Annotated in this window: 12 protein-coding genes; 4 read left to right on the forward strand and 8 right to left on the reverse strand. The window is 54.2% G+C overall.

Annotated features, from left to right (window positions below):
- Positions 1-14 precede the first annotated feature (14 nt).
- Positions 15-1,328, reverse strand: coding sequence for a histidinol dehydrogenase (gene hisD / locus KU854_RS10325; protein ID WP_218358482.1), 1,314 nt, complete (start codon positions 1,326-1,328; stop codon positions 15-17).
- Positions 1,329-1,360: 32 nt separating this feature from the next.
- The gene (gene cuyA, locus KU854_RS10330) at positions 1,361-2,371 is read right to left on the reverse strand and encodes a D-cysteate sulfo-lyase (RefSeq protein ID WP_218358483.1); all 1,011 of its coding nucleotides are present in this window, start codon (positions 2,369-2,371) and stop codon (positions 1,361-1,363) included.
- A gap of 154 nt (positions 2,372-2,525) precedes the next feature.
- Between cuyA and KU854_RS10335 the strand changes: the two genes are divergently transcribed.
- From KU854_RS10335 to KU854_RS10345, 3 genes are all read left to right on the forward strand, one after another.
- Entirely contained in the window at positions 2,526-3,428 is a 903-nt protein-coding gene (locus tag KU854_RS10335; RefSeq protein ID WP_218358484.1) for a LysR family transcriptional regulator, read from the forward strand.
- Between the two features lie 203 nt (positions 3,429-3,631).
- A complete protein-coding gene (gene yjeH / locus KU854_RS10340) occupies positions 3,632-4,882 on the forward strand; it encodes an L-methionine/branched-chain amino acid transporter (RefSeq protein WP_218358485.1) in 1,251 nt (416 codons plus the stop codon).
- Between the two features lie 337 nt (positions 4,883-5,219).
- The gene (locus KU854_RS10345; protein ID WP_218358486.1) at positions 5,220-6,110 is read left to right on the forward strand and encodes a homocysteine S-methyltransferase family protein; all 891 of its coding nucleotides are present in this window, start codon (positions 5,220-5,222) and stop codon (positions 6,108-6,110) included.
- Here KU854_RS10345 and KU854_RS10350 read toward each other — a convergent pair.
- Genes KU854_RS10350 through dctP form a run of 4 tightly spaced genes read right to left on the reverse strand, consistent with a single transcriptional unit; the run spans position 6,100 to position 9,701 of the window.
- A complete protein-coding gene (locus tag KU854_RS10350; RefSeq protein ID WP_218358487.1) occupies positions 6,100-6,882 on the reverse strand; it encodes an alpha/beta fold hydrolase in 783 nt (260 codons plus the stop codon). The genes KU854_RS10345 and KU854_RS10350 overlap by 11 nt on opposite strands.
- A gap of 5 nt (positions 6,883-6,887) precedes the next feature.
- Positions 6,888-8,189, reverse strand: coding sequence for a TRAP transporter large permease (locus KU854_RS10355; RefSeq protein ID WP_218358488.1), 1,302 nt, complete (start codon positions 8,187-8,189; stop codon positions 6,888-6,890).
- A 22-nt stretch (positions 8,190-8,211) separates the two neighbouring features.
- Positions 8,212-8,733, reverse strand: a complete 522-nt coding sequence (locus KU854_RS10360) for a TRAP transporter small permease (RefSeq protein WP_218358489.1) — start codon at positions 8,731-8,733, stop codon at positions 8,212-8,214.
- Between the two features lie 17 nt (positions 8,734-8,750).
- On the reverse strand, positions 8,751-9,701 hold the full coding sequence (dctP, locus tag KU854_RS10365) for a TRAP transporter substrate-binding protein DctP (RefSeq protein ID WP_418885851.1): 951 nt from the start codon (positions 9,699-9,701) through the stop codon (positions 8,751-8,753).
- A 413-nt stretch (positions 9,702-10,114) separates the two neighbouring features.
- Here dctP and KU854_RS10370 point away from each other — a divergent pair, with 413 nt between their 5' ends.
- Positions 10,115-11,020 carry a LysR family transcriptional regulator gene (locus KU854_RS10370; RefSeq protein WP_054778641.1) on the forward strand — a complete coding sequence of 302 codons (906 nt, stop codon included), beginning with the start codon at positions 10,115-10,117 and terminating at the stop codon, positions 11,018-11,020.
- 20 nt (positions 11,021-11,040) lie between these two features.
- Here KU854_RS10370 and KU854_RS10375 read toward each other — a convergent pair whose 3' ends face one another.
- Together KU854_RS10375 and KU854_RS10380 are read right to left on the reverse strand one after the other, a co-directional pair.
- Positions 11,041-11,619, reverse strand: coding sequence for a hypothetical protein (locus KU854_RS10375; protein WP_218358491.1), 579 nt, complete (start codon positions 11,617-11,619; stop codon positions 11,041-11,043).
- Positions 11,620-12,930, reverse strand: a complete 1,311-nt coding sequence (locus KU854_RS10380) for an eCIS core domain-containing protein (protein WP_218358492.1) — start codon at positions 12,928-12,930, stop codon at positions 11,620-11,622. It lies immediately after the preceding gene.
- Positions 12,931-12,967 lie beyond the last annotated feature (37 nt).

Genomic DNA, 12,967 nt, shown 5'->3' on the forward strand with positions numbered 1-12,967 from the left:
GAAGTCGTTCGCAATCAGTCATAGCGTTTTTGCTGGTAGACGTTGAAATCCCAGTCTGATTCAGGGAAATACTTGGTCAGTCGCCAGTCACACGCCCGTGCATGCCCTTCCATTCCTTCGGTACGGGAGATGCGTGAACCCGCCGTGCTGAAGGTCAAGCTGGCATCCACGTCCAGCTCCTGCGTGGTCAGGATCTTGAGGAATTTCTGCACATTCAGGCCGCCGCTGTACCGCGCCGCTTTTTTGGTCGGCAGGATATGGTTGGTGCCGGAGCATTTGTCACCGTGGCTGACGGTGCTGCCTTCACCCAGAAACAGGGAGCCGTAATTGCGCAAATGCGCTTTCCACCAAGCCAAATCCTGCGCTTGCACCTGAACGTGCTCACACGCCCATTCATCACTGACCTGCGCCGCTTCTTCGCGATCGTCACACGCAATCACCACACCGTAGTCACGCCATGCCGCTTCACACACATCGGCATTCGGCATGTCTGCGATCACCATAGGCATCAGCTCAATCACCTTTTCACCCAGCGATTTACTGGTGGTGAACAGCCAGACCGGTGAATTGGGGCCATGCTCAGCCTGCGACACCAGATCCACCGCGATGGTCATTGGGTCGGCGGTTTCGTCTGCAATCACTGCTGATTCTGTGGGGCCAGCGAATACATCAATGCCCACTTCCCCAAACAACAGCCGCTTGGCCTCTGCCACGTAGGCATTGCCCGGCCCGACAAGGATGTCGGCTTTTTTGCCGGTAAAGAGACCGAATGCCATGGTTGCAATCGCATGAACGCCACCCATTTCAAGAATGATGTCTGCGCCCGCTACGTCCATGGCGTACACCACGGCAGGGTTGATGCTGTCGCCGCGGGGCGGTGAGCAGGCAATCACGGTTGGCACGCCCGCGGCTTTCGCAGTGGCAATGCTCATCAGGGCAGATGCGGCGTGGGCGTAGCGGCCACCCGGCACATAACACCCGGCGCAATCCACCGGAATCACACGTTGGCTCAGCTTCACGCCGGCTTCGGTTTCAATTTCAAATTCCGTTAGGCTGGCGCGTTGTGCTTCAGCGAAACGGCGGATCTGGCGGTGGGCAAAGTCGATATCGTCTTTCACCTGCTGCGGCACAGATGCAATCAGCGCGGCTTTTTTTTCTTCTGACAGGATGAACTCACCCTGCCAGTTATCGAATTGCTTGGCGTACTCTTCCACGGCCGCCGTCCCTTCACGGCGGATGTGGGCGAGGATGTCTTTCACTACCTGCTGGATGCGCTCGTCTTCGGTCTGCATCTCGGACTCACGCTCAGCGCGTTTCAGATATTCCATGTCTGTACTCTCTCAATCCGTGATGAAAACAATCAGCAGTACGGGGTAAATTCAAACGCTTCACGATAGCCAGGTAGCGCCTGCGCACCGCCGGTGTGAAGGAAGACGATGTTTTCGCAGTCGTTGAATTCGCCTTTACGGATAAGGTCAATCAGGCCTGCTGCACCTTTGCCGGAGTAAACAGGATCCAGCAGGATGCCTTCATAGCGGGCAAACATTTCAATCGCTTCAAGGGTGCTGTCAGCAGGAATACCGTAGCCTTCGCCGACATAATCGCAGTTGGCACGCACATCTTCGCGCTTCACCGCGCCCGGAATACCCAGCAGTTCGCAGGTGCGTTCTGCCAGCGCGAACACATTGCCTTCCTGTTGTGGTTGCGGCACACGTACGCCGATACCCAGCAGAGGAATTTGGCTGTTGGTGGCGATAAGGCCAGTCACCAAACCCGCCTGAGTACCTGCTGAACCAGTGGCATGCACCAGATGGTCGATCTTCAGTCCCATGTCATTGGCTTGTGCCAGCAGTTCCAGCGCACAGTTGGCGTAGCCCAGCGCACCGATTGGGTTCGAGCCACCGCCCGGAATGATGTAAGGGTTTTTGCCTTCTTCGCGCAGTGTCGCCGCCACTTCTTCCATCGCCGCATTCATGTCTGTGCCACCCGGATATTTGCTCAGTGACGCGCCGAACAGTTGATCCAGCATCACGTTGCCGTTGCTTACATAGTCCACATCTTCTGAGCCGGTGCGATCTTCCAACAGGATGTGGCATTCCATGCCGCATTTCGCTGCGATTGCCGCAGTCTGGCGGCCGTGGTTCGTCTGGGTCGCGCCCTGGGTGATGATGGTGTCAGCGCCTTTGGCTTTGGCATCTGCCATTAAAAATTCGAGTTTGCGGGTTTTGTTACCACCGCCGGCAAGGCCGGTGCAGTCATCACGCTTGATCCAGATAGTTGGGCCACCCAGCGCTTCTGACAAACGTGTCAGTGGCTCCAGTGGCGTTGGCAGATGGGCAAAGCGCAGGCGAGGAAAGCGAGATAAATGCATAGTCGTAGTCCCTTTTGATAGAAAGTAATGAGCAACATATTTGCAACAATTTCAGAGTGTGAGACGTTAGGGACTTACGCCAATACCTATATTGAAGACGTAGCGGTTACTTTTCGGCATAGCACAACTGGCAGGACGCTAAGAGGCTGTATATATGGAATTAAAGTGGTTAAAAGACTTCATCGCACTGCACGAATCGGGCAGTTTTTCAAAAGCAGCGGAAGCACGATTTGTGACACAACCCGCATTCAGCCGTCGCATCCGTTCTTTGGAAAATTGGTTAGGTGTGGCATTGGTCAATCGGGATTCCCTGCCCACAACCCTCACCGAGGAAGGTCGGCTTTTTGTCGACGATGCCCAGCGCCTGTGCAATGAAATGGATGCTATTCGCGCCCGTTTGCAATCGCGCAAAAACAGCCACTCGCTGATTTTTCTGGCGCAGCATTCAACCGCAGTGTCGTTTTTCCCGTCTTGGATCCAGACGCTCAGCCCTTTGGTTGGCGACACACTGGTAAAACTTGTGCCGGGTAATATCCATACCCTGAACGAATCTTTTCTCGCGGGTTCCGGTGATTTTATGCTGACCTTTGGCTCCCAGGAGTTCGACAACCCGCAGGTTAAACGCACCAGTCTTTGCATCCAGGTAGGAACAGATACCCTGGTACCGGTCTCCGCCCCCGATGAATACGGCTATCCCCTGCATACCTTTGCGGAAGGAAAATCCTGCCGTTTGCTCGCTTTTCCGGATGAAACCTACCTTGGTAGCCTTATCAAGAAATCGGCTATCGCCAACATACCGGGAAGATACCGTTTTGATCTTGTGTGTGAAAACGAGATGGCGGAAGGGTTGAAGGCGATGGCGAAACAGGGATTTGGCGCAACCTGGCTGCCATCAAGCCTGATCAAACAGGAGCTTGCTGAACAGAAACTGGTGATTCTGGGTGCCCCCTTCCCCACGCTTGAGTTGCGGATTTTGCTCTACCGCAACCGCCACAGCACCAAGCCGGAAGTAGAGCGTTTCTGGCAGTACCTGAGGGAGCTTTACGGGCAGGAATAACGCGCTAGTTGCTGGTGTTGACGTCATCGTAGTCTTTGAGCGAACAGTGCGCGAAAACCGTCATTTTGTCAGCTTCCTTAACAAAATCCGTCAAAGTGACCGCTATCTAAGACAGATTGCGCGGTGCTTTTTTGTCCGTTACGGATTAATCTTGCGTTTCATCACTCACAGAAACTCCCCTGAGCCGGACATAGGACGTGACCATGCATCAGTTGAAAAAAGAGATCACCCTACTCTCCGGCATTGGACAACTGTCCACTACCCTGATGGGAACCGGACTTTTTATGATCCCCGCCATTGCTGCCGGGATCGCAGGAGGTTTGTCTCTCTGGGCATGGTTCATTTTGTTTATCGCTATTTGCCCGATAGCCCTCACGTTTGCCCAACTCGGCAAACGCTACCCAAGTGCAGGCGGCACCGCCTATTTCGTCCGTCAGGCCTTCAACCGCCGCGCCGAACGCAGTGTCGCCTGGCTGTTTGTCAGCGTGATCCCGGTTGGTGTCCCCGCCGCCATCGCCCTTGCCGCGGGCTTTTTGCAGCAGTTGCTTCCTTCTCCACTGGACACTTCCCTGATCGCACAGCTGATCACCATTCTGTTGTTGGTGGGGGTTAACCTTGCGGGCACCAAATCCTCCGGCCAACTGCAAACCTTGATCGCCCTGAGCATTTTCCTTCTGGTAGGCAGTTTTTTATGGCGTGGCGACATCACCACCGCCGATCTTGCCATGCCGCCTTTGCAGGACGGTGCAATCTGGCCAATTGGCGCCGCGCTGGCCGTCATGTTCTGGTGCTTTGTTGGTATCGAAGCCTTCGCCCACATGGGGGAAGAGTTTAAAAACCCGCAGCGCGATTTCCCTATCGCCATCATTGCCGGCTGTTTTGTTGCAGGTGCGACCTATTGGGCCATGTCTGTCGTGATCCTTAAATTCGGCGCCTATGGGACGCCGGAGTTCGACAGCACCTCCATTCCCTGGCTGAGCGAAAAACTGTTCGGCCCCAACCTCAAACTGCTCGTCAGCGTGATTGGTTTTTCTGCCTGCTTTGCCAGCGTCAACCTCTACACCCAAAGCCTTTCCCGCATGGTGTGGGCGCAAGCCCGCGAATACCGCCCCAGCGGAAAAATGGCGCAGATTTCCAAACGCGGCGTACCGCACAATGCCACATTGGCGATTGGGGCTGTGTTGGCTGTCTCCTGCGTTATTGGTGAGTGGTCAGGCTTCGATTTGGAGTTTTTCCTCAAGCTCGCCAACAGCATTTTCGTGCTGGTCTACCTGATGGCGATGCTGGCGGCCGTGAAGCTGCTGTCCGGCGCGGGTAAATGGCTGGCGATGATTGCGCTGGCGCTGTGTACCTTTGTTTTCATTTGCCTTGGCTGGTCAATGCTTTATGCGCTTACCATTTTTGGTCTGTTGATGCTGCAACGCGACAAAACAGGTTGTAAAGCCGCCGCCTGATTGTGCCACATCGACAATCCGGTCAAAGTGTGCAATTTTTCACTAAAGCCTCTTAGGGGCTGTTGATCTTTGGTGATGATTTTTGCAGCAGTTTGTGGGGATTTTGTGCAAGGCAGAGGCTTCGATGTGTAGCTAGCCTACATGAGAAGCCGATAACGCAGCAGAAATTCCCCACAAACGCTGCCCGAAGGGTTCTGCTCTAAGCGTTTTATGCTTTGTTGAGGTGTCTTTGCTTAGAATGACTAGGCTGCACACACCTCGCCGCGCCTAAAACGCTTATAGCGAGAACAAAATTTAACCACCAAAGATCAACAGCCCCTATGATTAAGGAAAACCGATGTTCGTATTACTTGATGGCGGAATGGGACGCGAACTCCAGCGCATTGGCGCGCCCTTTTCGCAACCGCTTTGGAGCGCACAGGCGCTGATTGAAGCACCGGACTTCGTCTATCAGGCGCACGAAAACTTTATTGATGCCGGATGCGATGTGATCACGGTAAACAGCTATGCCTGTGTGCCGTTCCATCTTGGCGATGAACGTTATCAGCAGCAGGGTTTCGCACTGGCGCAACTGGCGGCTGAAATCGCCCGCCGCGCTGCGGATGACAGCGAACGTGAGGTACGCGTTGCAGGCTGCATTCCCCCCGCTATGGGTTCTTACCGTCCCGATCTGTTTGATGCTCTAAAAGCTGCCCCGATTATCAAAACCCTGATTGATGCCCAGGCCGACTATGTCGATTTCTGGCTGGCGGAAACCATCAGCGCGATAGAAGAATTCCGCACCGTGAATCAGGCGCTGGCGCTCTCTGCGCTTCCTGCCTATTACGCCTTTTCCCTAATGGATACCGAAGTAGACCAGCCACGCCTGCGTTCAGGCGAGCCGGTGATTGAAGCCATTCAGGCCGCCTGCGAAAGCGGCGTGGATGGGATTTTGTTTAACTGCTCACAGCCGGAAGTAATGCTGGATGCGATTGGTGTCGCAAAGCACGTGATTGACCAGTATGGCGCTGAGATTTCGCTGGGTGCGTATGCCAACGGCTTTACGGTGATCAGCCACGACCACGAAGCGAATGACAGCCTCACCACAGTGCGGGATTTAACCGCCGATCAGTATGCAGCCTTCGTCAAAGCCTGGCTTGACGCGGGTTCCAACATCATCGGCGGTTGTTGTGCCATTTTCCCTGAGCATATTGCCTATCTGGATGCCCTGAGAAAAACTAGCCGGTGATCGCCAGTCGCCTCGCTTTCACCTTCTCGCTGGTGAGGAAATCCAGCACCAGCAGGTTAAAAATCGGGGATTTCTCCAAGTGGGCATTGTGGGCGGCCTGCGGGATCACCGCGAGGTTGGTATCGCCAATATTGCGCCACAGGGTTTCTTCCTGCTCCCACATGTAAGAGCGGTCACTGTCCGGCCAAAGCACAAGGGTTTTGGCTTTGATCTGGCTGAGCCTGTCTACTGACGACCAGCCATCCATTGCCTTCAGGCCGTTAATGTAAGTTTGGGTAGAAACCCGGTTCGCCAACTCCATCCCTTCGAAATAGTCCGGGTCTTCATCACCGTCTGAAAACCAGGTTTTGACCGTGTCACTGGCGACCTGCGCTGTACCTTCAGTTTCCGCGCGGCGAATACTTTCCTTGATAGGCTCGAAACGTCCCGGCAGCGCTCCCATCGGGCCTGTCGCGTAGAGCACCAGCCCTGCCACCCTGTCAGCAGCTTTAATAGCTACTTCCTGTGCAATCATCCCGCCCATGGAGTGACCAATCAGGTGGAAGCAATCAATCCCCAGCGCATCGAGTTTTGCCAGCACGAAATCGGCGAAACCCTCAACAGAGTCCAGCCCCACTTCGTGCGCCTTACCGCCGTAACCCGGCAAATCAAACGCCACCACATCAAAGCGGGTGGAAAAGAGTTCAAACTGCTTTTCCCAATAGGTCAGACCGCTCAAAAACCCGTGAACCAATACCAAGGTTGGTCCCGTGCCAACACGCAAACAATTCATCGACATTATTCCATTAAGTTAGGCAGCCAAAGCGCCGTATCCGGCAGGCCAATTAGCACAAAAAGCAGAACCAGAAGCGCACCAATAAACGGCAGACAGCCGATAATCACATCGCCTATTGTCACTTCATCCCGCGCAAGGTTTTGTATGACGAAAAGATTGAGCCCGACCGGCGGCGTCAATACCGCGACTTCCATGGTGATGGTGTACACCACGCCGAACCAGATAAGGTCAAAGCCCGCGGCGGAAACCAGTGGATAGAGGGTCGGCAGGGTAATAAACGTCATGGAGACAGGTTCAAGGAACATGCCCAGTACGATGTAAAACACCACAATCATCGCCAGTACCGCATAAGGAGACAGGTTCATCTCAACGAACAGCTGGGTAAACTGCTGCGGGATTTGGTGATAGGTCATCACAAACCCAAACAGCACGCCGGAGGAAAGCAGTAGGCCGAGGTAACCCATGGTCTGCATGGTGGACTTGAGCGCCTCCAACAGCCCTTTAAGCCGCAATCCGCCGAAGAAATACGCCAGCACCAACGTAAAGACTGCTGACACACCTGCCGCTTCAGTCGGTGTCGCAATACCTGCGTATATTGAAACCGTGATCACCAGACCCACGATAGTGACGGGCAGAATCGCAGACAGCGCCACCAGCCAGGGAATAGGCGTAATGCTCTCCCTGCCCGGAATATCCTGCGGTGCCACTTTGCCCCAGATAGTCACAATAAGGAAAAACATCGACACCAGCAGCAGTCCCGGCAGCACACCGGCGATAAACAGCGCACCGATAGACTGGTCAGTCACAATGCCGTAAAACAGCAGGATAAGGCTCGGTGGCAGCAAAACACTTAACGTGCCCCCGGCAGCCAGTACCCCGCTCGACAAGCGTTTGCCATAGCCAAGCTTAAGCATTTCCGGCAGCGCCACACCACCAATGGTGAGCGCACCCACCATGCTGGAGCCACACACCGCACCGAACCCCGCGCAAGCACCAATACTGCCGTAAGCCGCTGCGCCTTTAAGCGGCAGTTTGCTGTGCATAAACCAGTAAAGGTTCGGGCCAATGGTTGAACGCCCAATCAGTTCGCCAAGAAAGACAAACAGCGGCACCGCGAGGAGGATGTAGTCAAACCACACGCCCCAGAGTTTGAGCTCTACCGTCACCAGAGACGATTTGAGGCTCAGGATATCCAATAAAAACGGGATGGACGCTGCGGCCAGCGCAAAGGGGATCGGCAATCCGATGACGATAAACCCCATCAGCAGCCCCAGCATTCCTAACCCGACGACATACCATTCCATATCACTTCCCTATGATTGAGGCTTATTGATCGCCCAGTTCCGATGCGGTTTCATCGTTCGCTGCATGTTCCTGCTCGCCGAAAACCAACAGGCAAAGCGCGGTGATGCAGAACATCAGCAAGGCGATAACAACGGGGATCCAGAAGTAGAAGCGCGGCCAGAGCAGGATTTCCGAGGCTGCACCGGAGTCCATCGACTTAAACATGGCTTTGGAAGAAGCAGCGAGGAAAAAGCTCCCTACCGCCAACATCACCAGCATGTTGAGTTTATCGACAACCCGTTGCAGCCCTTTCGGAAATCTGTCGCGGAAAATCCCGACCTTGGGGTAAGCGTTATTTAGCAGCGCATAGGACACGCCGAGAAACGCTACCGGTACCAGCAAAAGTGCGGTCGCTTCCGTGACCATGCCATCCGGTTGGTTAAGCAGGTAACGTACGCCGACGCCGTAAGTGATCCAGAAGGTCTGAACCAGCACTATCGCGGCGCCGATATACAACAGCGCCAGCGACAGCAGGTTGAGCCATTTAAACAACTGCGTTTTCATGGACACACCCACATTGGTTACTCGGTATGGGCAGCAAACAGAGCACGGACTTTATCAGCCAACGGCACGCCACACGCTTCATTCACTTCCGGTGTCCATTTTTCCTGGATGCCTTTCAGCAGCGCTTCTGTGCGTTCTTCCGGCATAGAAACCGCCGAACCACCGTTTGCCATCACCGCATTGCCCACACGCTCATCAACCCAGAATTCATAACGCGGCTTGAGCCAGGTTTCCGCTTCTACGGCTGCCTCTTTCAGCGCTTTCTGGTTCGCCGGGCTGAGGGAATCAAACTTGTCTTTGTTCATCATGTAGATGATGTTGCCGTAGAACATGTTGGCGTTAACCATGTACGGCATCACCGACCAGAGCTTCCACGAACTGTAGGTCGCGACGCCCATGTTGATGCCATCCACCACGCCACGTTCGGCAGATTGGAACACCTCTTTTGGCGCTACAAATACCGGTTTGCCGCCCCAGGTTTCAATCATCAGGCTGACCAGTGGGCCAATGGATCGCACCAGCTTGCCGTCCAGTTTACCGATGTCAGAAATTGGCTCTTCAAACCACCACTCCTGATCGTAGGAATAGTTCGAATTGATAAGGGGGATCAAATCAGATTTGGCGGCTTCCGCTTCAATCAGCGCAGCATAGTCGCGGTCGAGTTCGATCTGCTTTTCCAGATTGATAGCAACCGGATATAAAGACGTGACACGGTAACATGGAAGGCGTTTATCCGCCGGGATCCAACTGATGTCAGACACCCCACCCTGCACCGCATCCACTCCTTCACTCCAGCCATGAAGCGTTGAAGACGGGAACACCTGCACTTTCAACTCGCCGTTACTTTTCTGCTCGGCAAGTTCGGCAAATTTCTGGAAGCCTTCATAACGGACATCCGTTTCATTGACGTAAGTGGAAAGACGGATAGTTTCCGCTGCCTGTGCGCAAAACGGCAATACGCCGACCATGGCAATTCCCAGTGCAGTTTTGACGCTTCGGCTGATATTGAGGTGACAATTCATAGGACATCTCCCTTGTTCGATCCTGGTTTACCTCACCGGACGAGTGATTCCGGCCAAAAGACTTATTTAAGGATGAACAGGCAGGGGCATTTTGCGTTATGCCAAATCAGTTGGCAGTCATACCGCTTTTTAAGGTGGCAGATTTAATTCCTAATTTACAGAAAGTTAGCTAGGGATATCTGCCCTGCCAGAGAAGATAAAAAGTTTTCCGCCTTTACGTTCAAAAACACAGGGAGATAGCCAAAATCCACGATGTCTTATCCTTGAGCCTGACACATACCATCACTCTGATAGTGTTTAAATTGAGTTACGCTTCATGGAACGAAGCGCATCCAATTGCAGTAAGTCTGGAGGGAATATTGGACTTTAAACTGTTGGAAGACTTCGTCTGCCTGGCGCAGGCAAACAGCTTTACTGCCGCCGCGCGGGAACGTTTTGTCACGCAGCCCGCATTCAGTCGCCGCATCAAAGCGCTGGAACAATGGGTTGGCACTGAGTTGGTGAACCGGGACTCTCCCCAACTGGAATTGACAGCGCAGGGTCAGGCATTCGTCAAAGAAGCCGAAGAGATCTTAAGCCGCCTGTATCTGGCGCGGGAGTCAGCGCGGGCGCTGAAAAAAACCACCGGAAATGAAATCTCCGTCGCGGCGCAGAATTCGATTGTGCAGACCCTCTTTATGCACTGGATGCAGGAAATTGAGCGCGAAATCGGCCCGGTTTATGTCCGCCTTTCTTCCGATCGCCTTGCCGACTGCATCGAGATGTTTCGCAATGGTTCGGTGGACTACCTGCTTTGTTATACCCATGAGGATTTGGGCAACGCACTGGATGACGCCCGCTTTCAGAGCACGGTGATTGGCGCAGAAACATTGGTTCCGGTTTCACTGGCGGTCGACAGAAAACCGCGCTTTCAATTACCGGGCAATGTGAGCGACCCGACACCACTTGTGGCTTACACTCACCAGTCCCTGTTTGGCAAAGCGATTGATCAACTGATGGAACGGGAAGATTGCTACCTCAGCCGCCGCTATGAAAACCCTTTTGCCCATACCCTGAAATCCATGGTGGTTGGCGGCTATGGCATGGCGTGGTTGCCCCATTCCTTTGTGAAAGGCGAACTGAAGCGCGGCGAACTGGCCCTCGCTGGGGATGAAAGCTGGAATGTGCCTTTTGATGTCCGGCTTTACTACCGCGAACCGGAAGATACGCTGCATTCTAAGATCAAAGAGATCTCAGCGCGATTGGCGGCGAAAAACACGTCATAACTGTACTGCTTCAATTCCTGTTAACGATAAGCTGACCAGTAGCGCGTAATCACCTCTCCCAGTTCATCATCCGGATAGTCATCGCCATACAATTCACGAAAACGCTCGATACACACCAGTACGGCGTGTTTTTCTGCGTCGGTCAATGTGCCGTAGCGATGCAAAAAGAGCGTGTCCGGCCAACCCGATGAATACCACTCGTGATAGATGCTGCCGAGACTGCTGACAAACGCCAACTCACTTTGCCCATCAAACCGCTCAAGCAGTAACTCAGCGTCACCCACGTTTGGGCGGGTCAGGCTGTCCACCATTTCGTCGGAAAACAGCCCAAGGTTTCCGTCATCTTGCAACATGGCAGCGAGAAACGCCGGAAGGTAATAGTGAAAAGCCGCTGGAGTCAGCATCCACAGGTTTCCGCTGATCACATCGCGGATTTCTGTTGGCGTTAACTCCCAGGGGGACTTGGCAACCAACAGCGTTTCCAACGGCTCTCTTTCCGGATCAAAAGCGTCAGCCACCAGTAAACGGTGGTTGTCTGGCTTTTTTCTGTGCCCAAACGCAACTTTCAATGTTTCGATGACTGCCTGGTTCGATCCCATTTATGCTCCGCTATCCTCATCACTGGGTGAAATGGCTTCTTGCAACGACGTCAGCAACGCAAGCAGTGCTGTAGCCGCGGCACCAATGGCAGCCGCTTCGCCCGCAGCAACGCCTGCCGCTGCAATCGCCGCAATGATTGCTTTAATCAGCAGTATAATCGCCGCTATCAAAGCAACAATCACTGCCAGCGCCACAGCCGCCATGCCGCCCAAAATCGCCGCGTGGGAAGCTGCTACTACCGCTTCCATCGCAGCCACCAGCTCAGGCGGACAACCGGAGGCGGCAAAGAAACGCTGGCAACGCATGATGGAGTTTATCAGGTTACAGACGCGCTCCCTGTGACCACGGTTGCCCCCGCGAAAACAGGTGGCATCCAGCGCTAAACGCGCGGTCATTTCCGTTGCCATCGCTGCGATTTTGATCGCAAGCGAAACACAACTTTCCCCCGGCGTACAACGTCCGAGCGGATTGGTAATCGCCTTAGCCGCGACAACAGATGCCCGTAACGGAATATATTTCGCCCAGGAGCAATCCCCCGGCGGACCCAGACCATCGCCGGGAAATGGCCCCGGCCCCGGTGGGCAGGTTCGGGAAACCACATGCTGGTTCAGCCCCGTCGACACCCTTGGAACGGCAGGCATCCGCTGAACTTGCTGCCTTGCCCCTCCCTGCTGGATCACATGTGTCAGTTCGTGGGCGATCAGTTTGCGTCCCGCAAAAGAGCGCGGATTGAACTCGCCTTTGCGAAACACGATGTCATTTCCTCGTGTATACGCCCTAGCATGAATCGAACGCGCTGCAATATCGGCGGAGGAATCCGTATGAACACGAACGTGACCAAAATCAGCGCCAAAGCGTGATTCGAAAAACTGTCTCGGTTCCGTGGGTAGTGGCTGTCCCCCACCAACGGCGTTCAATCTGCCCACCGCATTGCCAGAAATGTCAGCACCGGAATGGGAAGGATCGACATCCCGCATCACTTCGTCCTCTTCCTCACAGGCCGCGCACTTTCGCTGGACTGTCGGTGAACTGCCGCCTGATGCGGGCGTGACCGCATCATTCGACGGGCTGCCCATCACAGCATCTGCGACACGATCTGCTTCTACTTCGTACCTGTCGTTCGGATCGCTGACGGAGAGCTTGGCCTGCACAAACGGCGCTTGGCGCTGATTGGTGGAGTGTGAGGATAAAATCGGCGAGTCCGGCTTTTGCAGGTACTTGCTGATGTTTCGTAGCAGCGGATTAAACCCTTGCGTCTCGGACTGGCCGCTGTCCAGTCCGGTTTGGTACATCGATGTGAACGTCATCATGATGAAGTTCCTCAATGGGTTAGCCCGTAAAGGCCAA

Origin of the sequence: Enterovibrio paralichthyis (genome assembly GCF_019209835.1) — a bacterium.
Taxonomy (GTDB): Bacteria; Pseudomonadota; Gammaproteobacteria; order Enterobacterales; family Vibrionaceae; genus Enterovibrio; species Enterovibrio paralichthyis.